The sequence below is a fragment of the Aquitalea magnusonii genome, assembly GCF_003202035.1.
GTDB classification, from domain to species: Bacteria; Pseudomonadota; Gammaproteobacteria; order Burkholderiales; family Chromobacteriaceae; genus Aquitalea; species Aquitalea magnusonii.
In genome coordinates this window covers 108,128-129,062 of record NZ_QJKC01000006.1, presented here as the reverse complement: position 1 = coordinate 129,062, position 20,935 = coordinate 108,128, and the positions used below count along the sequence as shown (strand labels likewise).

The 20,935-nt window shown below is 63.0% G+C and carries 18 protein-coding genes and 1 riboswitch; of the genes, 8 read left to right on the top strand and 10 right to left on the bottom strand.

What is annotated here, in order from left to right:
* Positions 1-19 precede the first annotated feature (19 nt).
* Positions 20-1,474 (bottom strand): DUF1800 domain-containing protein, encoded by a 1,455-nt coding sequence (locus tag DFR38_RS08260; RefSeq protein WP_110313257.1) that lies wholly within the window; start codon positions 1,472-1,474, stop codon positions 20-22.
* A gap of 103 nt (positions 1,475-1,577) precedes the next feature.
* Entirely contained in the window at positions 1,578-1,913 is a 336-nt protein-coding gene (locus tag DFR38_RS08255) for a hypothetical protein (RefSeq protein ID WP_059287512.1), read from the bottom strand.
* A gap of 180 nt (positions 1,914-2,093) precedes the next feature.
* Positions 2,094-2,185, top strand: a riboswitch (TPP riboswitch).
* 56 nt (positions 2,186-2,241) lie between these two features.
* Here DFR38_RS08255 and DFR38_RS08250 point away from each other — a divergent pair.
* From DFR38_RS08250 to DFR38_RS08235, 4 genes are read left to right on the top strand one after another with little or no spacing between them, the layout of a single operon-like run.
* On the top strand, positions 2,242-3,255 hold the full coding sequence (locus DFR38_RS08250) for a thiamine ABC transporter substrate-binding protein (protein ID WP_059287513.1): 1,014 nt from the start codon (positions 2,242-2,244) through the stop codon (positions 3,253-3,255).
* A complete protein-coding gene (locus DFR38_RS08245) occupies positions 3,255-3,827 on the top strand; it encodes a GNAT family N-acetyltransferase (protein ID WP_059287514.1) in 573 nt (190 codons plus the stop codon). The genes DFR38_RS08250 and DFR38_RS08245 overlap by 1 nt, the downstream gene beginning before the upstream one ends.
* Complete coding sequence (locus DFR38_RS08240) at positions 3,820-5,367, top strand: ABC transporter permease (protein ID WP_110313256.1); 1,548 nt, start codon at positions 3,820-3,822, stop codon at positions 5,365-5,367. Before DFR38_RS08245 ends, DFR38_RS08240 begins: the two co-directional genes overlap by 8 nt.
* Before the next feature lies 1 nt (position 5,368).
* Positions 5,369-6,325, top strand: coding sequence for an ABC transporter ATP-binding protein (locus DFR38_RS08235; protein ID WP_110313255.1), 957 nt, complete (start codon positions 5,369-5,371; stop codon positions 6,323-6,325).
* On the opposite strand, the gene DFR38_RS08230 is transcribed toward DFR38_RS08235, so the two are convergent.
* The 3 genes from DFR38_RS08230 to DFR38_RS08220 all read right to left on the bottom strand — a co-directional run bounded on the left by DFR38_RS08230 (position 6,326) and on the right by DFR38_RS08220 (position 8,749).
* Positions 6,326-6,805: a YbaK/EbsC family protein gene (locus tag DFR38_RS08230; RefSeq protein WP_110313254.1), complete on the bottom strand. Its 480-nt coding sequence runs from the start codon at positions 6,803-6,805 to the stop codon at positions 6,326-6,328.
* 85 nt (positions 6,806-6,890) lie between these two features.
* Positions 6,891-8,015 (bottom strand): methyl-accepting chemotaxis protein, encoded by a 1,125-nt coding sequence (locus DFR38_RS21980; RefSeq protein ID WP_059284522.1) that lies wholly within the window; start codon positions 8,013-8,015, stop codon positions 6,891-6,893.
* A 245-nt stretch (positions 8,016-8,260) separates the two neighbouring features.
* A complete protein-coding gene (locus DFR38_RS08220; protein WP_059284521.1) occupies positions 8,261-8,749 on the bottom strand; it encodes an Lrp/AsnC ligand binding domain-containing protein in 489 nt (162 codons plus the stop codon).
* A gap of 136 nt (positions 8,750-8,885) precedes the next feature.
* On the opposite strand from DFR38_RS08220, the gene DFR38_RS08215 reads away from it, so the two are divergent.
* Both DFR38_RS08215 and alr read left to right on the top strand, forming a co-directional pair.
* Positions 8,886-10,196 carry a D-amino acid dehydrogenase gene (locus DFR38_RS08215; protein WP_110313281.1) on the top strand — a complete coding sequence of 437 codons (1,311 nt, stop codon included), beginning with the start codon at positions 8,886-8,888 and terminating at the stop codon, positions 10,194-10,196.
* Between the two features lie 4 nt (positions 10,197-10,200).
* Complete coding sequence (alr, locus tag DFR38_RS08210) at positions 10,201-11,268, top strand: alanine racemase (protein WP_059284520.1); 1,068 nt, start codon at positions 10,201-10,203, stop codon at positions 11,266-11,268.
* 489 nt (positions 11,269-11,757) lie between these two features.
* On the opposite strand, the gene DFR38_RS08205 is transcribed toward alr, so the two are convergent.
* On the bottom strand, positions 11,758-12,366 hold the full coding sequence (locus DFR38_RS08205) for a response regulator transcription factor (protein ID WP_059284519.1): 609 nt from the start codon (positions 12,364-12,366) through the stop codon (positions 11,758-11,760).
* Complete coding sequence (locus tag DFR38_RS08200; protein ID WP_110313253.1) at positions 12,363-15,008, bottom strand: PAS domain S-box protein; 2,646 nt, start codon at positions 15,006-15,008, stop codon at positions 12,363-12,365. Before DFR38_RS08200 ends, DFR38_RS08205 begins: the two co-directional genes overlap by 4 nt.
* A gap of 226 nt (positions 15,009-15,234) precedes the next feature.
* On the opposite strand from DFR38_RS08200, the gene DFR38_RS08195 reads away from it, so the two are divergent.
* Positions 15,235-16,398 carry an ABC transporter substrate-binding protein gene (locus DFR38_RS08195; protein ID WP_239688499.1) on the top strand — a complete coding sequence of 388 codons (1,164 nt, stop codon included), beginning with the start codon at positions 15,235-15,237 and terminating at the stop codon, positions 16,396-16,398.
* Positions 16,399-16,409: 11 nt separating this feature from the next.
* Here the strand turns inward: DFR38_RS08195 and DFR38_RS21700 are convergent, their stop codons facing one another.
* The 3 genes from DFR38_RS21700 to DFR38_RS08180 all read right to left on the bottom strand — a co-directional run bounded on the left by DFR38_RS21700 (position 16,410) and on the right by DFR38_RS08180 (position 19,840).
* Complete coding sequence (locus DFR38_RS21700; protein WP_059284517.1) at positions 16,410-17,735, bottom strand: methyl-accepting chemotaxis protein; 1,326 nt, start codon at positions 17,733-17,735, stop codon at positions 16,410-16,412.
* 227 nt (positions 17,736-17,962) lie between these two features.
* Positions 17,963-18,838, bottom strand: a complete 876-nt coding sequence (locus DFR38_RS08185) for a pirin family protein (RefSeq protein ID WP_059284516.1) — start codon at positions 18,836-18,838, stop codon at positions 17,963-17,965.
* 147 nt (positions 18,839-18,985) lie between these two features.
* Positions 18,986-19,840, bottom strand: a complete 855-nt coding sequence (locus DFR38_RS08180) for a pirin family protein (protein WP_059284515.1) — start codon at positions 19,838-19,840, stop codon at positions 18,986-18,988.
* Positions 19,841-19,965: 125 nt separating this feature from the next.
* Between DFR38_RS08180 and DFR38_RS08175 the strand changes: the two genes are divergently transcribed.
* A complete protein-coding gene (locus tag DFR38_RS08175) occupies positions 19,966-20,898 on the top strand; it encodes a LysR family transcriptional regulator (protein ID WP_059284561.1) in 933 nt (310 codons plus the stop codon).
* The last annotated feature ends 37 nt before the right edge of the window (positions 20,899-20,935 follow it).

The following is a 20,935-nucleotide window of genomic DNA, read 5'->3' as shown; positions in this document are numbered from 1 at the left end:
AGAGTCCTTGGTGATGGTTTCAGTGAACCTGGTAGGCCGGGTCGAGCAGCAGGGGGGCGATGGCTTGCGCGCCGCTCATGCCTTCCGGCAGGGCTTGTGCCGGCGGCACCGCCAGCAGCAGGCGGGCGCTGTCGGCTGCGTTGCGGACATGGTAGATGGCGGCCCATTCATCCGGTTGCAGCCTGATCGGGCGCAAGCCGGCCTGGATCAGGCGCTGGATGCGTGCCTGGCGCCCGCCGGCCTCATCCATCTGGCCGTCGGCCTTGATGAAGCTGTTGCGGATGGGGGCGGCGTCATGGCTGAGGCGGTCGAGGAACTGCTTGCGCGTCAGCAGGGTGGCGCTGTTGATCCATACTTCGCCGCCGGGCCAGCCTTTGACATTGGGCGGATTGAATACGTCCTGGCCCAGCTGGCGGTTGAGCCCGGCCAGTGCGCGCCAGTCGGGCGGTGTCAGGTCGAAGGTGACCAGCGTGCCCACGGTCAGTTCCAGCGGTGACTTGATCAGCTGGCCCTGGCTTTGCCAGAAGGCCGGGGTCAGCAGCATGGCGCGCAGCAGCGGGCGGATTTCGTAATTATCGCGGTAGAACAGCGCGGACAGGCGCTGGATGTCGGCTTCGTTCGGGGTGGGCGAAACCAGGTTTTTCCATAGTTTGATGGTGACGAAGCGGGCGGTCTGCGGCTTGCGCAGCAGCATGTCCAGCACATCGTCGCCATCGAAATTGCCTTGCTGGCCAAAGATGGTCTTGTCGCCGTTGTCATGCTGGTTGGGGCGGTAGACAAACTGGAAGTCCTTGTCCAGCGACCAGCCGGTAAAGGCGCGGGCGGCTTCGCGGATGTCCTGTTCGCTGTAGTGGCCTTCGCCCAGGGTGAACAGCTCCATCACTTCGCGGGCAAAGTTTTCGTTTGGCTGGCCCTTGCGGTTATTCACCGTGTCCAGATAGCGCATCATGGCCGGATCGCGGGCGATGGCGTGCAGCAGTTGGCCGAAATTGCCCAGCGCCTGATGGCGCAGCAGCACATTCTGCTGGTACATCAGTTGCGGCACGCCGACCTTGTCCAGGCCGGAAACAAAGTGGTTGTGCCAGAACAGGGTCATCTTTTCCGTCAAGGGGCTGGGCGTGATGCGCATTTCCTCCAGCCACCAGCCACGCAATTCTTGCGCATGTTCGTTGCGCTCTTTTTGCAGGGCCTTCTTTTCGTCTTCGGTCAGATTGGGTTTGCCGGGGCGGTCGAAGGGTTCGTTGACCCAGGCGGGCGGCGCGGTGAGGGCTTTGTCACTGGTGTGATCGAGCAGGCGATCCACCGCTTGCTGGCGGCTAAGCGGGGCATACAGGGCAATTTGCGCCGGATTGGCACCAAAGCCGGTACGGGACAGCAGGTGGCGGGCAGCTTCTTCACCAATGCCGGCCCAGGCTGTCAGCGGCAGCAGGCAGAGCAGCAGCAGGCGGATGGCTGTTTGCGCATGCGATCTCATGGGAAACGCTCGCTGTTGGGGATGAGCCAGGCCGGCCAGATCTGGCTCGGCCACGCTGGCCGGCTAGGTTCTGGCCGGGAATGGGTTGGAATATGGCTAAAGTTTACTTGCCGATTTCCTTGCTGACTGTGTTTTCTTCCTGGTTCAGCGTTTTTTGTTCCTGCTTGGTGATGTGACCGTGGTTTTGACGGGCATCAGCACGTTCCTGCTGGCGGATGGCGCGGTCTTGCTGGTGCAGCTCACGGGCTTGCTGCTTGTTGATTTCGCCTTCCTTGCGTTCGCGGTTGATGCGCTTGTCCTGATGGTCGAGGCGATGGTTGACTTCAGCGCGGCGCGGGTGTTGTTTCTGCCATTCGGTCTCGGCCGCGGCGCTGCCCGACAGGGCGGCGAAGGTGAGGGCGGACAGGCTGATCAGCATGATGCGGGCGGACAGTTTCATGATTTTGCTCCCTGGGTTATCTGCGTGGACGACGGTTTGCACAAGCTTGCTGTTGTTGTGAATTCATCATGGAGGGAAAGTGTGTACAATTCATTTTCTGTCTGCTGCGGGCTGTTAATTTTCGTGAACAAACGGTAACGCCTTGTAAGCAAACATGTCGGCAGGTATCTGAATGATGCCGCCAATCACCAGGGGTGCCCGTTGCGGGCTGAGAAACACCCTAGAACCTGAACTGGATAATGCCAGCGGAGGGAGCGTGATGCAGAAGGCCCTACCATCTGTTGTTTCGCTTGCTCCGGCGATTGCGCCTTGTCGCACGGAGAATGTCATGCAGTTGTTCAAAACCACCAGTCTCATCAGCGCCTTGTTGCTGGCCGGCCTGAGCCATGCCGCCGAACTGCGCGTGCTCACCCATAGTTCGTTTGCCGTCGCCAAGCCGCTGCTGGCGCAGTTCGAGCAGCAGAACGGCGTCAAGCTCAACATCATCAAGGCGGGCGATGCCGGCGAGATGGTCAACAAGCTGATCCTGACCCGCGCCAATCCGATTGCCGATGTGGTGTACGGCATCGACAACACCATGATGGGCAAGGCCGCCGCCGCCGGCGTGCTGCTGCCGGAGCCGGCAGAGCGCAAGCCCGGCCAGCCGCAGCTGCCGGGTGCCACCAGCATCGACTACGGCTATGTCACGCTGAACTACGACAAGGCCTGGTTTGCCAAGAAGCAGCTGCCGCTGCCCAAGACCCTGGACGACCTGACCCGCCCGGCCTACAAGGACCTGCTGGTGGTGGAGAACCCGGCCACGTCCAGCCCCGGCCTGGCCTTTTTGCTGTCCACCATCTCTGCCATGGGCGAGACCAAGGCCATGGCCTTCTGGGCCAAGTTGCGCGACAACGGCGTGAAGGTGAGCAAGGGCTGGACCGAAGCCTATTACACCGATTTCTCGCGCAATGGCGGTGCGCGCCCCATCGTGGTGAGTTATGCCACCAGCCCGGCGGCGGAAGTGTTCTATAGCAAGGAAAAGCTCAGCACCTCGCCCACTGCCAACCTGTTGCTGCCCGGTGCGGTGTTCCAGCAGGTAGAAGGCGCGGCCTTGGTGAAGGGGGGCCAGCAAGCCGCGCTGGCGCGCAAGTTCATTGCCTTCCTGCGTTCGGACGCGGTGCAGAAGGATATTCCCACCTCGATGTGGATGTATCCGGTGCAGCCGGGCATTGCGCTGGACCCGGTATTCCAGCACGCCGAAAAGCCGGCCGCCCACAGCACGCCTGACCAGCAGCAGATTGCCGCCAACAGCGCCGGCTGGGTCGGCAAATGGACGCGCATCGTGCTGAAGTCCGGCCAGTAATGTCCACCACGCTTACGGTTCCCGACATTCTCAGCCCGCGGCTGATCCTGCGTCACCTCACGCCTGCCATGTTGCGCGCCAGCATGGAGGCGCGGCTGGCCGAGGCGGCGCGCTGGCTGGGTGCGCCGCTGCCCATCAGCTGGCTGGAAGAGGCGGCGGTAATGGCGCTACGGCTGGAGCAGATGGAAAACGAGCCGGAGTATGCACCGTGGTCGATGCGCGCCATGCTGCGGCGGGAGGATGGCCAGCTGGTGGGCCATATCAATTTCCATACCTGCCCCGGCCATGCCTATCTGCAAGGGCGCGGTGATGTCGAGCTGGGCTACACCGTGCTGCCGGCTTTCCGGCGCCAGGGTTATGCCAGCGAGGCCCTGCTGGCCTGCGCCGGCTGGGCGGTGGAAACCGCCGGGGTCAAGCGCTTTGTGCTGTCCATCAGCCCGGATAACCTGCCCTCGCAGGCGCTGGCGGCCAGCCTGGGTTTCCACTGGCTGGAGCAGGTGGACGACCCGGAGGACGGTCCGGAAGATGTGCTGGTTGCCGACTGGCCGTTTACCCGGCAGCACCATGTCTGAGCGGGGGCGTCGGGCAGGGCTGGCCTTGCTGCCGCTGGCCTTTTTGTTGCTGATGTCCATCCTGCCCTTGCTGCGCTTGTTGCAGGAAGGGCAGGGGGCGGTATCCGCCGACTTGTTTACCGACCCTTACCTGCAATGGCGGGTGCTGTGGTCCTTGCTGCAGGCCGCTGCCAGCAGTGTGGCCGCCTTGCTGATCGGCCTGCCCGTTGCCTGGTGCCTGGCCCGTTATCGTTTTCCCGGTCGCAGCCTTAGCCTGCGCCTGCTGATGCTGCCCTTTGTCATGCCCACCCTGGTGGCGGCCATGGGGGTGCTGGCGCTGTTCGGGCCGCAGGGCTTGCTGGGGGTCAATCTGCAGGACACGCCCTGGCTGTTGCTGTATGGCAATCTGTTTTTCAATCTGCCGCTGGTGATTCGCGCCGCCTGCGAGGGGCTGGCGCAGCTGCCGGCCAGCCGCATTGCTGCCGCGCGCACGCTGGGTGCCACGCCCTGGCGGGTGTTCTGGCGGGTGGAATGGCCGGCGGTGCGGCCCTGGCTGTTGTCGGCCTTGTGCCTGGTTTTCCTGTATTGCTTCTCCGGCTTCGGGCTGGCCCTGCTGCTGGGCGGGCAGCGCTATGCCACGGTGGAAGTGGAAATCTACCAGCTGGTGTCTTATGAGCTGAAGCTGGCGGATGCCGGCGCGCTGGCGCTGTTGATGTTGCTGGTGACCGGTGCCATTGCCACGCTGTATGCCTGGCTGGAGCGCCGCCTGGCGGCGCCGCTGAAGGTGGACCCGGTGCTGCCGCGCCGCCCGCAGGGCATGGAGTGGCTGCAGCTGGCGGCGGCGCTGGCCATGTTGCTGCTGTTTGCCGGCCTGCCCTTGCTGGCGGTGCTGTGGCGTGCGCTGCAGGCGCTAGCGGTTTCCGGTTTCAGCCTGCTGCACGACGAGGAAGTGCTGCTGGCACTGGGTAATTCGGCCCGTTTCAGTGCCATGGCCGTGCTGCTGGCGGCGCTGCTGGGCTGGTTGCATGCGCTGGCGGCACGGGGCAGCCTGTGGCTGCGGGCGCTGGCCTTTCTCCCCTTTGTGGTGTCCCCGGTGTGCGTGGCTTTTGGCCTGTTGCTGCTCTACCCGCAGTGGAGTGCCAGTCTGCCCCTGTTGCTGGCCAGCTATGCCTTGCTGGCCTATCCCTTTGTCGCGCGCAGCCTGGCGGGTGCGCTGGACAGCCTGCCGCGCCACTGGCCGCAGGCTGCCCGCAGTCTGGGGGCCAGCCCGCTGCGGGTGTTTGCCCGTGTGGAGTGGCCGTTGCTGCGTCCGGCCTTCCGCCGCGGGCTGGCTTTTGCGGCGGCCACGGCGCTGGGCGAATTTGCCGTGACGCTGTTTTTGTCGCGGCCAGAATGGCTGACCCTGACCACGCTGATCTACCAGCGCCTGGGCCGGCCGGGGGCCGACAATGCCGCCAGCGCCATGCTGCTGGCCTGTCTGTTGATGTTGCTGGCGCTGCTGGCTTTTCTGATCATCGAATGGCCGTCTGCCGCTGAACGGCCCTTGCGCAAGGAGTCCTGACATGCTGCGATTGGAAGGCGTATGCAAGCGCTTTGGCCACAAGCTGGTGGCCGACCAGCTCAGCCTGACCGTGGAGGCGGGTGAAGTGCTGGCCCTGCTGGGGCCATCCGGCTGTGGCAAGAGCAGCCTGCTGAAGATGATTGCCGGGCTGGAGCAGCCCGACAGTGGCCACCTGTCGTTTGCCGGTGCCGACCTGGCCGGCGTGGCGGCGGAGGCGCGCCGTTTTGCGCTGATGTTTCAGGACTTTGCCCTGTTCCCGCATCTGGATGTGCTGGGCAATGTCTGCTTCGGCCTGATCGAACACGGGGTGGCGCGGGCGGCGGCGCGGCAGCAGGCGCGGGCCTGTCTGCAGCAACTGGGGCTGGCCGGTATGGAGGCGCGCAAGGTATGGACGCTGTCCGGCGGCGAACAGCAGCGGGTGGCCCTGGCGCGGGCGCTGGTCACCCGGCCGCGGCTATTGTTGCTGGATGAGCCGTTTTCCAGTCTGGATGCCGATTTGCGCCGGCAGTTGCAGCAGGAATTCCGCCAGCAGTTACAGCAGGCGGCCATTCCGGCGCTGCTGGTCACCCATGACCGGGAGGAGGCGTTTGCCCTGGCCGATCGCGTTGCGGTGCTGCAGGCAGGGCGCCTGGTGCAGTGTGCCACGCCGGCGCAATTGCTGGCGGCACCGGCCACGCCCTGGCTGGCGCGTTTTATCGGTTACGAAAACGTGCTGGCCGAGGGGGTGGTGCCGGAGCAGGCCTTGCGGCTGGGGCCGGAGCAGCCGGCAACGGCGGTGCGCCGCATCATCCAGCTGGCGGACGGGGTGAGGGTGACGGTGGCCGGTGCGGATGGCGAGCTGACCTTGACCCTGTCTGCGCGTGAAGTGCAGCAGTATGCGGCCCGGCTGGAGGTGGGCAGCCTGTTGCATGTCGGCATCGACCGCGCCGCCATGCTGTCTTATTCCGCGGCCTGCTGATCAGCCGGCCAGCTCGGCGACCGGCTGGCACACATCCACCCAGCTGCCCTGGGTGATGTCGGCCATCAGCGCGGGGCTGATGCGCACTGCGCTGTGAATGGCGCCGGCGGCCGGCAGTACTTCGTCGAAATCCTGCAAGGAGCGATCCAGGTATACCGGTAGCGGCTGGGCCAAGCCAAACGGGCAGACCCCGCCCACCGGGTGGCCGGTCAGCTCGACCACTTCTTCCTGGGCCAGCATCTTGCCCTTGCCAAAGCTGTCCTTGAACTTGCGATTGTCGATACGGGCATCGCCACGGGTGACCAGGATGATCACCTCGCCACTGGCCAGGCGGAAGGACAGGGTCTTGGCGATGCGTCCCGCTTCCACCCCGTGGGCGGCAGCCGCCAGCGCCACGGTGGCGGTGCTCACTTCCAGCTCGATGATGGGGATATCCAGTTGACGGGCGGCGAAGAAATCGCGAACGGATTGCAGGCTCATGATCAAAGGCTAAACAGGATGAACGGCACTCCACACTAAACGCTGTGCGGCAGGCTGGCAAGGTGTGCAGCCTGTCGCTCAGGCTTTACTGTCGGGCGATTTCACTCAGCTTGTCGCTGATGTCCTGTGCGGTGGCGGCCTGTTCTTCCGCGGCATTGGCGATTTCCACCACGAAGTCACGCACATGATTGATTTGTTCAACAATGCCGGCAATAGCCGCTTCGGCTTCAGCAAAGTCTTGTTCGGTGGACTTGACCTGCTCGCGGCCTTTGTCCATCGAGCTGATATTGCTGTTCACTTCTTGCTGGATATCGCGAATCATGCCGCCGATTTCCTGGGTGGCCTTGGTGGTGCGCTCGGCCAGTTTGCGCACTTCGTCGGCCACCACGGCAAAGCCGCGTCCCATTTCACCCGCCCGTGCCGCCTCGATGGCCGCGTTCAGTGCCAGCAGATTGGTCTGATCGGCAATATCCTTGATCACGCTGACGATCTGGCCAATGGTTTCCGATTGCTTGCCCAGAGAGCCGAGATTGTCCGCCGTGTCACTCACCAGCTCGCTTACCGCCCGCATCGCGCTGGAATTGTTTTCTATCATGCTCTTGCCCTTCCTGGCCCGGTCCAGCATTTCATTGGAAGAGTCCGAGGCGGAGGCGGTACGCACGGCGACCATTTCGATGGTGGCGGTCATGGCCTGCACATTGCCGGAGAGCTCGCCGATACGCTCTTCCAGAAACAGCCGTCGCTGATCGTTGGCCTCCCGCAAGTTCTGGGCTTCTATCTCGGCCGAAATATCCTGGAAACTGGCCATGAAACACAGCAGCTTGTTGCTGTCCTGATTGTCCCAGATGGGAAAGACCTTGGTCTTGAAGGTGACGCTGCCGACCGGAATCAGTGCTTCATGGTGGGTGATGCGGCGTGCGGCAATGTCTTGCAGGATGTGGCGGATGCGCTCCGGGTCGCGGTGAAACTGGTGGATGCTGTGCTGGAAGGCATTGTTCACGTCCACGCCGCTGCGGAATTTCTGGTTCATCATGTTGCGGTGACTGGCCAGCACATCGCGCGCGGTGCGGTTCATGTAGAAGATGGTGTTTTCCGGTGTGGTGTCGGCCAGCATGATCAGATTGTCGACGTAGTCGAGCATGGCCGTGAACTGGTGCAGCTGTTGCTTGCTCTCCTGCTGGTCCTGCTTGGTGGTGCCAAATCCGAACATGATGCACTCCTGTCAGTGACTTGCAGCTGAGGGATCATGCCTGCCACAGCGTTCTGGCCATGGGCAGATCAAGCAGCTGGGTGGTGGTGTGTAAACAGTTTTAATTAAAGTGCCGGGATAAAAGCGCACTAAATTAATCAGGTATAAGATGCGGGATAATTGAAAATCAAGGTCGAATCGTTAAGCCCTCGCCACAGGTACAGTGTGGCAGCGCGGCCATGCCGTCTGGCATGACCTGAGGAGGCTCATTCCGGCAGCGCCAGCATATGGGTTTCCTTCACTTCTTCCATCACCACATAGCTGCGCGATTCATTGGCATTGGGCAGTTGCAGCAGGATTTCCCCCAGCAACTTGCGGTACATCGACATGTCGGGAATGCGCGCCTTGATCAGGTAGTCGTACTCGCCGGATACCAGGTGGCATTCGAGGATTTCCGGGATGTTCTGGATTTCGCGGCGGAAGGCATCAAAGATATTGCCCGACTTGGCCGACAGCTTGATCTCCACGAATACCAGCAGTGAGGCCCCCATGGCGTGCGGGTTGAGCCGGGCGTAATAGCCTTCGATCACCCCGTCGCGTTCCAGCCGCCGCACTCTTTCCGTACAGGGGGTGGTGGACAGGCCCACCTTTTCCGCCAGCTCGGTCATGGCGATGCGGCCGTTTTTCTGCAGCCATTTCAATATCTTGAGATCGATCTTGTCCAGCTCGCGCTCGTGCGTGTGTTTTACTTTCATTATTTCACTGCCAATCTTGAATTTGAAAGAGTTATTAATTACAAAACTGTTTTATTTTGGTGAAAAAAACTGCATTGAAATAAATATACTACACAAAATCACTAAGCGCATGATGCGCGGCACGGAGAAAGAGGAAATGAAGGTAATCGTACTGGGTGGTGGCGTGGTGGGTGTATCCACTGCATGGTATCTGGCCAAGGCCGGTGTGGAAGTGACGGTGCTGGAGCGTCAGGACGGCGTGGCACTGGAAACCAGCTTCGGCAATGCCGGCCAGATTTCCCCGGGTTATTCCGCCCCCTGGGCCGCGCCCGGCATTCCGACCAAGGCCATCAAGTGGATGTTCCAGCGCCATGCGCCCCTTGCCATCCAGCCGGATGGCAGCGTTTACCAGCTGCAGTGGATTGCCAAGATGCTGGCCAACTGCAATGAACAAGCCTACGCCCTCAACAAAAGCCGCATGATGCGTCTGGCTGAATACAGCCGCGACATGATCAAGGACCTGCGTGCCGAAACCGGCCTGGATTACGAAGGCCGCCAGGGCGGCACCCTGCAGCTGTTCCGCTCGCAGGCACAAGTGGAAGGCATGGCCAAGGATATCGCTGTGCTCAAGGAGTGCGGCGTGGACTTCAATGTGCTGGACCCGGATGGCTGCGCCCGCGTTGAACCGGCACTGGCCAAGGTCAAGCACAAGCTGACCGGCGGCCTGCAACTGCCGAACGACGAAACCGGTGACTGCAATCTGTTTACCAGCCGTCTGGCCGAACTGGCTGCCGCCAAGGGCGTCAAGTTCCGCTTTGGCGTCAATATCAGCGCCATCGAAACCCATAACGGCCGCATTACCGGTGTGCGCGTCGGCGATGAAATGCTGACTGCCGACCACTATGTGGTGGCGCTGGGCAGCTATTCGCGTGATCTGCTGCAAAACCTGGGCATCGACATTCCGGTCTACCCGGTCAAGGGCTATTCGCTGACCGTGCCGATCACCAATCCGGCCATGGCCCCGGTATCCACCATTCTGGACGAAACCTACAAGGTGGCCATTACCCGCTTCAACGACCGCATCCGCGTGGGCGGCATGGCCGAGCTGGCGGGCTACAATCTGGACCTCAATCCGCGCCGTCGCGAAACCCTGGAAATGGTGGTGGGCGACCTGTACCCGGATGGCGGCGATATTCCGGCGGCGACCTTCTGGACCGGCCTGCGCCCGATGACCCCGGATGGCACCCCCATCATCGGCGGCACCCGCTTTGCCAACCTGTCGCTCAATACCGGCCACGGTACGCTGGGCTGGACCATGAGCGCCGGTTCCGGCAAGGTGCTGGCCGACCTCATCACCGGCACCCAGCCGGAAATCAGCGTGGATGGCCTGTCCATCCAGCGTTATGCCAAGCGCGGTGAAAAGCTGGTGGTGCCGATGCACAGCCGCACCGCCGTCGCCGGAGCCTGAGCGCATGCGCCCGCTGATCGCCAGCATTCGTCTGGACCATCTACGTCATAACTATCTGCTGGCCCGGCAACTGGCCGGCGGCCCGACCCTGGCGGTGATCAAGGCCAATGCCTATGGCCACGGCGCGCTGCGCTGTGCCCAGGCGCTGGCCGATGTGGCCGACGGCTTTGCCGTGGCCTGCCTGGAAGAGGCCATCCAGCTGCGCGAAGGCGGGGTGACCTTGCCCATCGTGCTGCTGGAAGGCGTGTTCGAAGCGGCCGAACTGGCCGCCGTGGAAGCGCATGATCTGTGGTGTGTGGTGCAAAGCCAGCAACAGCTGGACATGGTGCTGCAGGCCAGCCCGGCCAAGCCCTATACCGTGTGGCTGAAGATGGATTCCGGCATGCATCGCGCCGGTTTCTTCCCGCAGGATTACGCCGCCGCCCATTGCAAGCTGATGGCCAGCGGCAAGGTGAGCAAGATCGTCAAGATGAGCCACTTCGCCCGTGCCGACGAGCCGCAGCTGTCGGCTACCCAGGCCCAGCTGGAGGCATTCGACAGCGTTTGCCGCTATCTGCCGGGCGAGGAGAGCATTGCCAACTCGGCCGGCATCCTGTGCCATGAGCGCGCCCATCGCCAGTGGAACCGCGCCGGCATCATGCTGTACGGTGCGTCGCCGCTGCCTGCCGGTTTCGAGCAGGGCGCAGCACTCAAGCCCGTCATGCGGCTCACCTCCAAGGTCTTTGGCGTGCGCGAACTGGCGGCCGGCGAGCCGGTGGGCTATGGTGCCAGCTTTGTGGCGGAACGCCCCACCCGCGTCGGCCTGATTGCCTGCGGTTATGCCGACGGTTATCCGCGGCTGGCCTCCACCGGCAGTCCGGTGGCGATTGATGGCGTGCGTTCGCGGGTGATTGGCCGCGTGTCGATGGACATGATGACGGTGGACCTCACCGACCTGCCGCAAGCCGGCATCGGCAGCGAGGTGGAGCTGTGGGGCGACACCATCCACATTAATGAAGTGGCGGCCCAGGCCGGCACCATTTCTTACGAAGTGCTGTGCAATGTGAAACGTGCGCACTTTCGTTACGACTGAATTTCCTCGTGCTTTGTGTAGTACTTTGTCACTCGCCCGGCGTCGCCGGGCATTTTTTTGTCTGTTGATGGTCTGGCAAGGACAAAAAAACACCCCGCCAGCGGGGCTGGTCGGGGTCTGCAATGTCAGAGCCAGGCTCCGACGGAGGGTTAACTTTCACCCCATGTCATCGCCGTGCGCGAATTGCTGTCGGCCGGGGTCAAGAAAACGGCCAGCAGCAGGGTGAATGCTTATCATACTGATCAGAACTATCTGTTTCTATTAGGGATAGTACTGATCAGTACCTGGGATGGCGCCGCAGCCAGCACAACATCACCGCCGCCGCGGGCTGCAGCCATGGATGGCCCTGCCGCTGGCGACAGTCCTGGCAGGGTTTAGACCCGCTAACAAAACCCCCGCTCCAGCGTTGCGCCTCCTTGCCGTACTCTTTGTACTGTCTGCGTCGGCGCGCCTTGGCCCGGGTGCTCTACGAGGTTTTGTTCGCCGCTCTTAGCGATGCGCCATCACCGCCTGCACCAGGTCGGCAATCGAGCGCACTTTCATCTTGTCCATCATCTTGCCGCGGTGGGCTTCCACCGTCTTGATGCTGATGCCCAGCTCGTCGGCAATCACCTTGTTCATCTTGCCTTCCACCACCTTGTCCAGTACCTCGCGTTCACGGGTGGTGAGCGAGGCCAGGCAATCGGCAAAGCGGTCACGGGCGGCACTGCTGGCCTGTTGTTGCTGGCTGAGTGACAGTGCGCTGTCGACCGCCGTGAGCAGGGCCTGCTGGTTGAAGGGTTTTTCCAGAAAGTCGTGTGCGCCGCGTTTGACCGCCTGCACCGCCATCGGCACGTCGCCATGGCCGGTGATGAAGATGACCGGCCAGGGGTTGTGGCGGGCGCTGAGCTCGTCAAACAGCTCCAGCCCGCTCATGCCGGGCATGCGGATGTCGACAATCAGGCAGCCGGCACCCTGTGGCTGGAAGTTTTCCAGCAGGGCTTCGGCGCTGGCATGACAGGAAATGGCGTAGTCGTGGCTTTCCAGCAGGAAAACCAGCGAGTCGCGAAAAGCTTCGTCGTCATCGACGATGTGAACGTGAGGGGAACTGGCACTCATGTTTCGGACACCGGTAGCGTGAATCGGAAAATACTACCACCACCGGGATTGTCTTCCACCCACAATTGGCCTTCGTGGAATTCGATGATGGTGCGGCAGATGTTCAGGCCCATGCCCATGCCTTCGGCCTTGGTGGTGAAGAAGGCATCGAACAGGCGTTCTTTCAGATCCAGCGGCACGCCGTGGCCGTGGTCGCTGATGGCGATTTCGATGCGGCGCGGGTTGAGCTGACGGGCTTCCACATGCAGCACCCGCTCGCTGGCCGGGCAGTCCTGCATGGCTTCGATGCCGTTCTTGATCAGGTTGAGCAGTACCTGCTCCACCAGGATGGGGTCGACGTACAGGGCGGGCAGTGCCGGGGCCAGTTTGACGTCGATGGTGGCGGCCTGGCGGCGCGCTTCGATATCGGCAATGGCCAGCGAGGCTTCGATGATGTCGGTGAGCTGGCAGGTCTTGCGGTCTGGTTCGCTCTGTTTGACGAACTCGCGGATACGCCGCACCACGGTGCCGGCACGCTCGGCCTGGGCGGTGATTTTTTCCATCACCGGCAGCAGGGTTTCCGGCGTGGCCTTGCCCTGGCGGATGCGCTCGATGCAGCCGGCCTGGTAGTTGGCAATGGCGGACAGCGGCTGGTTCAGCTCGTGGGCCAGGGTGGAGGCCATCTCGCCCATGGTCACCAGGCGTGAAGTGGATTGCAGCTGCTGCATCTGCTGCTGGTAGCGCTCTTCGGCATCGTGTTGCTGGGTGGTGTCGGTGAGAATGGTCATGGAGACAATGCGCCCGTTCACCCAGCGTATGCTGCGCCGACGCATGGAGATCCAGCGCGCCGGCGGGTCCATCCACACTTCCATGTCCACGTCGCGGGCGCTGCGCATCAGCTCGACCAGGCGCAGGTCGCAATAGCCCAGCTGGCTGTCGGCCGGCTGGTCCGGGGTGAACCAGTGCTGGTAGCGCTGGTTGCAGAACAGCAGCTCCAGTGTGGCGGGGTCGACCACGGCGACCGCGGCATCCAGCCCTTCGATCACCGTGACAAAGCGGTCGTGCGAGGCTTCCAGCCGGCGCTGGGCTTCCAGCCGCTCGGTAATGTCGGTCAGCACGGCCATCCAGCCGGTGTGGCGGCCACTGGCATCGATCAGCGGCGAGGCCAGGATGTGGGCGTCGAATTCTTCGCCATTCTTGCGCTGCAAGATGGACTGGAAGCCCTCGGGCGGGGCATTGCCGGCCAGGGTGTCGTCTAGGTCGCGCCGGTTGCCCTCGCTGAGCGGGCCTTGGCGCCAGTAGGGGTAGGGCGCGGCCTGGCCGATCAGTTCTTGCTCGCTATAGCCGGTGAGGGCGCAGAACGAGGGGTTGACGTAGCTGATGCGGCCTTGCAGGTCGATGGCGCGGATGCCCACTACCAGCGAATCTTCCATGGCCTTGCGGAAGGCCGACTCCTGGCGCAGCGCCTGTTCGGCCTGTTTTTCCGCAGTGATGTCGCGGCCGGAGACATAGGCGACGCCGCTGTCGGCCAGCGGGCTGAGCGCCCAGACGATCCAGCGTACTTCGCCCTGTTTGGTGAGGATGCGCGTCTGCACGAAGCGGTCGGCCCCGCCGGTGTCGAACAGGCGCTCGAAGCTGTCGCGGGCGCTTTCCCGCTCCTCGGGCAGCAGATAGTTAAGGAAGGAAGTGCCCAGCAATTCGTCGGCACGATAACCCAGCCCCTGCTCGAAGGCCGGGTTGAGCTGCAGGATGGTGGTGTCACGCCTTACCACGCCCAGCATTTCCTGCGACAGCTTGTAGACGCGGTCGCGCTCGCGTTCGGCTTCTACCCGGCCGCGGATATGGCGGTTGAGGCTGAGCAGGCTGAGCAGGGTGAGCAGGGCCATGCCGCCGATCAGGCCCAGTTGCAGCAGGCGGGCCTGGGTCATGGCGCCGCGTACCGGGCGGGCGCTGATGATCATGCCGGTGCCGGGCAGTTCCAGCTTTTCCGCCGGGCCGCTGCGCAAGCGGTTCTGCGCGTTGCGGGCGATGGTGTTGCCGTCGCGGGTTTGCAGTTCCAGCTGGTATTTTTCACTGAACCAGGCCGGCGGCAGCCGGCGCACCACATTGTCGGCATCGAAGGTGGCCACCAGCATGCCGTTGAACTGGCCGTTCTGGTAGAGCGGTATGTGCAGCTCGTAACGCCAGCTGCCATTGCTGCGGCGAAACGGGGCGCTGTAGGCAAAGCGGCCGTTTTGCTGTGCCAGCTTGAAGGCATCCTGGGCCTGGATGCTGCCGCCGGGCGACAGTGGCCCTTCTTCGTAGGGCGCAGTCCAGCGCAGCAGGCCATGGCTGTCGCTGCGCGCTACTGCCAGCATTTCCGGGGTGTTGGCCAGCAGCTGCGAGGCCTGGGTCTGGAAGCCGGCTTCGTCGGTTTCGCCGCTGCCCAGGCTGCGTGCCAGATCGGTCAGCTGCGCCAGATTGTCTTCCAGTTTCAGCTGCAGGGTTTGTTCGGCCCACAAGGCATCGCGCGCCAGATTGCTCTTTTGCTGTTCGGCCTCGCGGGCATCCAGCGTCCACAGCATCACCCCCATGGTGAGGAAGAACAGCACGATGGTGGTGTTGGGAAACAGCTGGTACCAGCCGCTGCGTTTGCGAAACTCGTAAAAGCGGGGTGTGCGCATAGAGGGCGGGAGCGGGTGGGTGACGAGGGCCGGGTCGCAGGCGAGCCGGAATGGTTTGCTCCAGTTTACGACAAGCGGCCGCCGCTGACAGTAAGGGTTGGCCCGCGGTTGTGGCCTGCCGGCAAGTCATTGCGCATGGCACTTGAGTCCATGCCTGTGCCGGGGGTAATCTCGCGGCTGGTTTCAATCAGGCGGGAAGACGGGCGGCATGCGCGGGATCAGCTTAATGGGTGGGGCTTTATTGTGTCTGGTGTGCAGCCTGGCAACGGCTGCGGTGCAGCCCATCCGCATTGGCGTGCCCGGTGCCTTTACCGGTGGTTCGGCACCGATGGGCCTGAGCATGCGCAATGGCATCCGGCTGGCGGCGGCGGAAATCAATCGCAGCGGCGGGCTGCTGGGGCGGCCGATCGAGCTGGTGGAGCGTGACGATGGCGGCCTGCCGGCGCGCGGCATCAAGGTGGCGCAGCAACTGCTGACCCAGGAACGGGTGGTGGCGGTGGTGGGCTTCGTCAATACCGGGGTGGCGCTGGCGGCCAGCAAGAATTATCAGGACGCGCGGGTGCCGGTGATGCTGGCGGTGGCCACCGCAGCCATTCTCACCCGGCAGTTTCCGCTGCATGGCAATAGCGACAATTTCATTTTCCGGGTGGCGGCCGCGGATGATCTGCAGGCGCCGCTGATCGTGCGCGAGGCGGTGCAGCGTTCGGCTTATCGCAAGCTGGCCATTTTTGCCGACAACACCAATTACGGTTACCAGGGGCTGATGGAGCTGGAGCGCGCACTGGGCCAGCATGGGCTCAAGCCCAGTTATGTGGCGCGCTTCAACCTGCAGGAGCGGGACATGGCCAATGCGCTGCTGCAGGCGCGCAATGCCGGCAGCCAGGCCATTCTGACTTATGCCATCGGCCCGGAGCTGGCCGAGCTGGCCAATACCATGGCGCGCATGGACTGGAAGGTGCCCATCATCGGCAGCTGGACGCTGTCGATGTCCAATTTCATCGATAATGCCGGCCCCAATGGCGAGGGGGCGCGCATGGTGCAAAGCTATATTCCGGACGAGGATGACAGCGGGCGCCGGCGCGATTTTCTGGATGGCTACCAGTGGCTGTTCCACACCCGGCGCATTCCTTCGCCGCCCTCGGCGGCACAAGGCTATGACGGCATGAAGCTGCTGGCCGAGGCCATCCGCCAGGCCGGCTCGCTGGATGGCGTGGCCATCGTGCACGCGCTGGAAAACCTCAGGCAGCCGGTGGCCGGGGTGATCACCACTTACAAGCAGCCATTCAGCCGCACCGACCACGAGGCGCTGGAGCTGAATGTCCCGGTGATCGGCAAGGTGGAGCGCGGCCGGGTGGTCTATGCCTACCCGGCCGACAAGTTACGGCAATAGGATGGCGCTGCTCAGGCGTTGACGCCGCGTTCGCTGGCGATTTGCTGGATGGCGGTCACCACCGAATCGGCACCGCTGCGGATCTGGGTGATGATTTCGCCCACCTTGCCGACATTGCCCACGCTGGAGCGCGCCTTGACCCCGATCACGCCCATGCTGTCCACGGCCGCCCCGGTGCTGGTCTGGATGGATGACACCATTTGCGAAATCTCGGCGGTGGAGGCGCTGGTGCGCTCGGCCAGCTTGCGTACTTCATCGGCCACCACGGCAAAGCCACGTCCCATTTCGCCGGCGCGCGCGGCTTCGATGGCGGCGTTCAGTGCCAGCAGATTGGTCTGATCGGCGATGTCCTTGATGGTCTGCACAATGCTGCCGATGCGCTCGGAATTGGCGCCCAGCTGCTGGACGGTGTCGCCGGCCTTGCCGATATCGCCGGCCATGTCCTCGATTTCATGCACCGCCTGCTGCACGCTGCTCACTCCCTCGTCGGCCCAGTGGCGGGTCTGCTGCGAGGTATTGAAGGCGAAAATGGCACTGTCCTGCTCCTGCTGCTGCCGTTTCACCGCCTGGGTGACATCGGTGGCGAACTTGATGATGGAGATGACCTTGCCTTCGCTGTCGAATACCGGATTGTAAGTGGCCTCCAGCCAGCGTTCGCTGCCGTCGCGGGCCAGGCGGGTAATGCGCCCGGAAAAGAACTGGCCGCTGCGCAGATTGTTCCACAAGCGCTGGTAGTCTTCGCTTTGTACCAGATCGCTGGGGCAGAGCTGGCGGTGATGCCGTCCGATCAGCTCATCCCTGCTGTAGCCCATGGTGCTGAGGAAGTTGGCATTGGCGTTGGTAATGGTGCCGTCGGGCTGGAATTCGATCACCGCCATCGAGCGGTCGATGGCGGTGAGTGCCGCCTGGTTTTTCTGTGCGGCCAGCACCTTGTCGGTCACATCACTGGCGAACTTGATAAAGCCGACCAGCTTGCCGGCACTGTTGCGCACCGGGTTGTAACTGGCTTCCAGCCACACCGGCGTGCCATCCTTTTTCAGCCGCTTGACCTGGCCGGTGAACGGCTGGCCGCGCTGCAGGCTGTCCCAGAAGCTGGTGTACTCGCGCGAGCTGGCATAGGCCGCCTCGCAGAAGTTGCGGTGATGCAGGCCAGGCAGTTCTGCCGCACTGGCATAGCCCATGGTGCGGGCAAAATTTTCGTTGGCATGCACTACCTTGCAATCCAGATCAAAACGGATGATGGCGGTGGAGGCACTCACCGCATCCAGCAAGGATTGAAGTTCTTGCTGGGTTTGTTTTTGGGCATCAAGTTCGGCCAGCAGCTTGCGATTGAACATGGGTTTCTCCCTGGTAACACGGTGTGTGGGCATATCCTTCCGTTACCGACTGTCATCGCTCCTGCTGACGGGGTCGTCTGCTCTGCCGGCATCGGAAAATCTGTTGTTGTGCTGATGTATAGACTTGATAGTGATGTTAGCCCGTGTTTGTACTGGTAATAAAGCCAGGGCGGTTCGCCGTGTTCTTGACAAAAAATCCAGCCTGCCCGGCTGCCGGCCAGTGCCGGTCAGCTGCGGCTGGGCAGGGGGATGAATTCGCTTTCTCCCGGTACGGCGGCAAAGCGGCCCTGCTGCCAGTCATCGCGCGCCTGGCGGATGCGCTCCATGCGGCTGGAAACGAAGTTCCAGTCCAGGATGCGGTGGGCATCCGGCGTGGGACCTGCCAGCAAGGCTAGCCGACTGGCTTGCCCGGCATGAATGCGCGCTTCCGGCATCTCCGCCGCCAGTAGTCCCAGTTCGCCGGCTTGCAGCGACTCGCCGCCCAGGCTGATGCTGCCGCTGGCCAGATATATGCCGCGTTCGGCAAAGCCGGCGGGTATCACCAGCTCGGCGCCGGCGGCCATCTCGATGACGGCGTACAGGGCCTCGCCGGGAAAGGCTACCGGCGAGCTGCGTCCCCAGGCCTTGCCCAATACCAGTTGCACATGGCTGCCATCCTGCTGCCATGCCGGCAGTGCCGTGCTGGCATAGTGCATGAAGGCGGGCTCGCACTCTTCCAGGGCCAGCGGCAGTGCCAGCCACAGTTGCAGGCCTTCCACCGCCTGGCCCGTGCTGCGGATGTCGTCCGGAATCCTTTCCGAATGCACGATGCCGCGGCCGGCCACCATCAGGTTGGCGGCACCCGGCTCGATGCGCTGCACGCTGCCCAGGCTGTCGCGGTGCAGCATGGCGCCGCTGAACAGATAGGTGAGGGTGGCCAGCCCGATATGCGGGTGTGGCCGTACATCATTGCTGCGCTCGTTCAGGTTGAAGTGGGCGGGACCCATGTGGTCGAGAAAAATGAAGGGGCCGATGTGGCGGGCCTGCCTGCCAGGCAGCAGGCGGCGCACCGGAAAGCCGATATCGCTGGTTTTGGCGCTGATACGCGCGCTCCATGTATTCATCTGTCTACCCTTTGTCATTCACCGGAAACGGGCCAGCCTGCTGGCTGGCCCGTTGCGGGTGCGTGGTGAAGTGCCGGCAACAAAAACGGCTGTTGCCTGCGTCGACGCGGTTTGCCCCGGCGACGCCAGGCTATTTTGCTGGCCGCTTTAAAAGCGCCCGTTGCGGAAGTCGTCGGCGGCGGCTTCCAGTTCGGCACGGGTATTCATCACGAACGGTCCCCACTGGGCAATCGGCTCGTTCAAGGGCTTGCCGGCCACCAGCAGGAAGCGGGCAGCTTCGCTACTGCTGACGCGGATGCCACTGGCAGCGCGGTCATTGGCCAGAATCGCCATTTGACGCTGGCGCACCACTTGCTCATGGCTGCCAGCCTGCAGCTCACCCTGATAAACATAGATGAAGGCATTGTGTTCTGCCGGAATGGCGAGAAATTCACTTTGCCCACCGGCCAGATGCACGTCCAGATACAGCGGCTCGCTATCCGGGCGCTGGATGGCTGCAAGCTGCTCGCCTACCTGTCCGGCAATCAAGCGCAAGTGGCTGCCATGCCCGGTTTGCTGTTCCGGAATCTCGGCACTGGGGATGTCGCGATACCACGGCGCAATCATCTTGTTCTTGGCCGGCAGGTTCACCCACAATTGAAAGCCGTGCATCAGGCCGTCTTGCTGCTCGGGGATTTCTGAGTGCACCAGGCCGCGACCGGCAGTCATCCACTGCACGCCGCCCGGTCCCAGCAGCCCCTCTTGGCCGGTGCTGTCGCGGTGGCGCATGCGGCCATCCAGCATATAGGTGACGGTTTCAAAGCCACGGTGCGGGTGGTCGGGGAAGCCGGCGATATAGTCATCCGGATTGTCCGAACGGAATTCATCCAGCATCAGGAAGGGGTCGAGCCGGCGTTGCAGGTCGTGGGTCAGTACCCGCAGCAGGCGGACACCGGCACCGTCTGAAACCTCCATGCCATTGACCAGGCGTTCTACTTCGCGGCTGATGGTGTGCATGCTCATCTTGCATCTCCTTGTCGGGGCCGGCGTTGCTGGGCCTGGCCGTTGATCATGGACTGCATTATTGCAGTGGATATTTGGATAAAAAAGCGCAAAAATCAGTAGTAATCAATCTGAAAATCAAATATATGAAACAGGCCAGAACCACCTGGGAGCAATGGCAGGTCTTGCAATGCATTGTCAGTGAGGGCGGTTTTGCCCAGGCGGCCAAGGCCATGCACCGCAGCCAGTCATCGGTCAGTTATATGGTGGCGCAATTACAGGAGCAGCTGGGAGTGGCGCTATTGCAGGCGCAGGGGCGACGCATGGTGCTGACCGCGGCGGGCGAGGTGCTGTTGCGCGACGCTCAAAACGTGCTGGCGGCATCATTGCGACTGGAAGAGAAGGCGCGCTCCTTGCTGCAAGGCTGGGAAGCCGAAGTACGCCTGGCGGTGGACAGCCTGTTTCCCACGCCGGCGTTGTTGCCTGCGCTGGGGCAGTTTGCCAGTCATTGCCCGAGTACCCGCTTGCAAATGCATGAGGTGGTGATGTCCGGCGCCGATGATGCCCTGCATGGTGGGCAGGTGGAGCTGGCGGTGGCGGGCCGGGTGCCGCAGGGTTTTCTGGGCGACTGGCTGCTGGATGCCGAGTTTGTCGCCTGCGCCGCGCCACAGCATCCCCTGCATGCACTTGGCCGGCCATTGGGCATGGATGACCTGCAACAGCAGGTGCAAGTGGTGTTGCGCGATTCCGGTCAGCGCCAGCCGCGCGATGAGGGCTGGCTGGGCGCCTGGCAGCGCTGGACGGTATCACAGCCGGAAACGGCCATTGCCGCAGTGGAGCAGGGCTTTGCCTTTGGCTGGCTGGCCTGGCACCGCATTGCCGATAGTGTGGCGGCGGGCCGGCTCAAGCCCTTGCCGCTGGCGCATGGGGCCTTGCGCAAGGCCGGTCTTTACCTGGTACTGGCCGATCCGCCGGCGGCCGGACCGGCCACCCTGCAGCTGGCGGACTGTCTGCGGGCAGAGGCTGCACGCTGGCGCGCGCAGTACCAGGCTTATCCCGCTACACAGGGCGCCAAATAAAACGACCAGCATTGCTGGTCGTCATGGCGGGGAGTGC

Bases quoted from the DNA above. Each gene is read 5' to 3' on its own strand.
- DFR38_RS08260 (WP_110313257.1), bottom strand. From the start codon at position 1,474: ATGAGATCGCATGCGCAAACAGCCATCCGCCTGCTGCTGCTCTGCCTG.
- DFR38_RS08255 (WP_059287512.1), bottom strand. From the start codon at position 1,913: ATGAAACTGTCCGCCCGCATCATGCTGATCAGCCTGTCCGCCCTCACC.
- DFR38_RS08250 (WP_059287513.1), top strand. From the start codon at position 2,242: ATGCAGTTGTTCAAAACCACCAGTCTCATCAGCGCCTTGTTGCTGGCC.
- DFR38_RS08245 (WP_059287514.1), top strand. From the start codon at position 3,255: ATGTCCACCACGCTTACGGTTCCCGACATTCTCAGCCCGCGGCTGATC.
- DFR38_RS08240 (WP_110313256.1), top strand. From the start codon at position 3,820: ATGTCTGAGCGGGGGCGTCGGGCAGGGCTGGCCTTGCTGCCGCTGGCC.
- DFR38_RS08235 (WP_110313255.1), top strand. From the start codon at position 5,369: ATGCTGCGATTGGAAGGCGTATGCAAGCGCTTTGGCCACAAGCTGGTG.
- DFR38_RS08230 (WP_110313254.1), bottom strand. From the start codon at position 6,805: ATGAGCCTGCAATCCGTTCGCGATTTCTTCGCCGCCCGTCAACTGGAT.
- DFR38_RS21980 (WP_059284522.1), bottom strand. From the start codon at position 8,015: ATGTTCGGATTTGGCACCACCAAGCAGGACCAGCAGGAGAGCAAGCAA.
- DFR38_RS08220 (WP_059284521.1), bottom strand. From the start codon at position 8,749: ATGAAAGTAAAACACACGCACGAGCGCGAGCTGGACAAGATCGATCTC.
- DFR38_RS08215 (WP_110313281.1), top strand. From the start codon at position 8,886: ATGAAGGTAATCGTACTGGGTGGTGGCGTGGTGGGTGTATCCACTGCA.
- alr (WP_059284520.1), top strand. From the start codon at position 10,201: ATGCGCCCGCTGATCGCCAGCATTCGTCTGGACCATCTACGTCATAAC.
- DFR38_RS08205 (WP_059284519.1), bottom strand. From the start codon at position 12,366: ATGAGTGCCAGTTCCCCTCACGTTCACATCGTCGATGACGACGAAGCT.
- DFR38_RS08200 (WP_110313253.1), bottom strand. From the start codon at position 15,008: ATGCGCACACCCCGCTTTTACGAGTTTCGCAAACGCAGCGGCTGGTAC.
- DFR38_RS08195 (WP_239688499.1), top strand. From the start codon at position 15,235: ATGGGTGGGGCTTTATTGTGTCTGGTGTGCAGCCTGGCAACGGCTGCG.
- DFR38_RS21700 (WP_059284517.1), bottom strand. From the start codon at position 17,735: ATGTTCAATCGCAAGCTGCTGGCCGAACTTGATGCCCAAAAACAAACC.
- DFR38_RS08185 (WP_059284516.1), bottom strand. From the start codon at position 18,838: ATGAATACATGGAGCGCGCGTATCAGCGCCAAAACCAGCGATATCGGC.
- DFR38_RS08180 (WP_059284515.1), bottom strand. From the start codon at position 19,840: ATGAGCATGCACACCATCAGCCGCGAAGTAGAACGCCTGGTCAATGGC.
- DFR38_RS08175 (WP_059284561.1), top strand. From the start codon at position 19,966: ATGAAACAGGCCAGAACCACCTGGGAGCAATGGCAGGTCTTGCAATGC.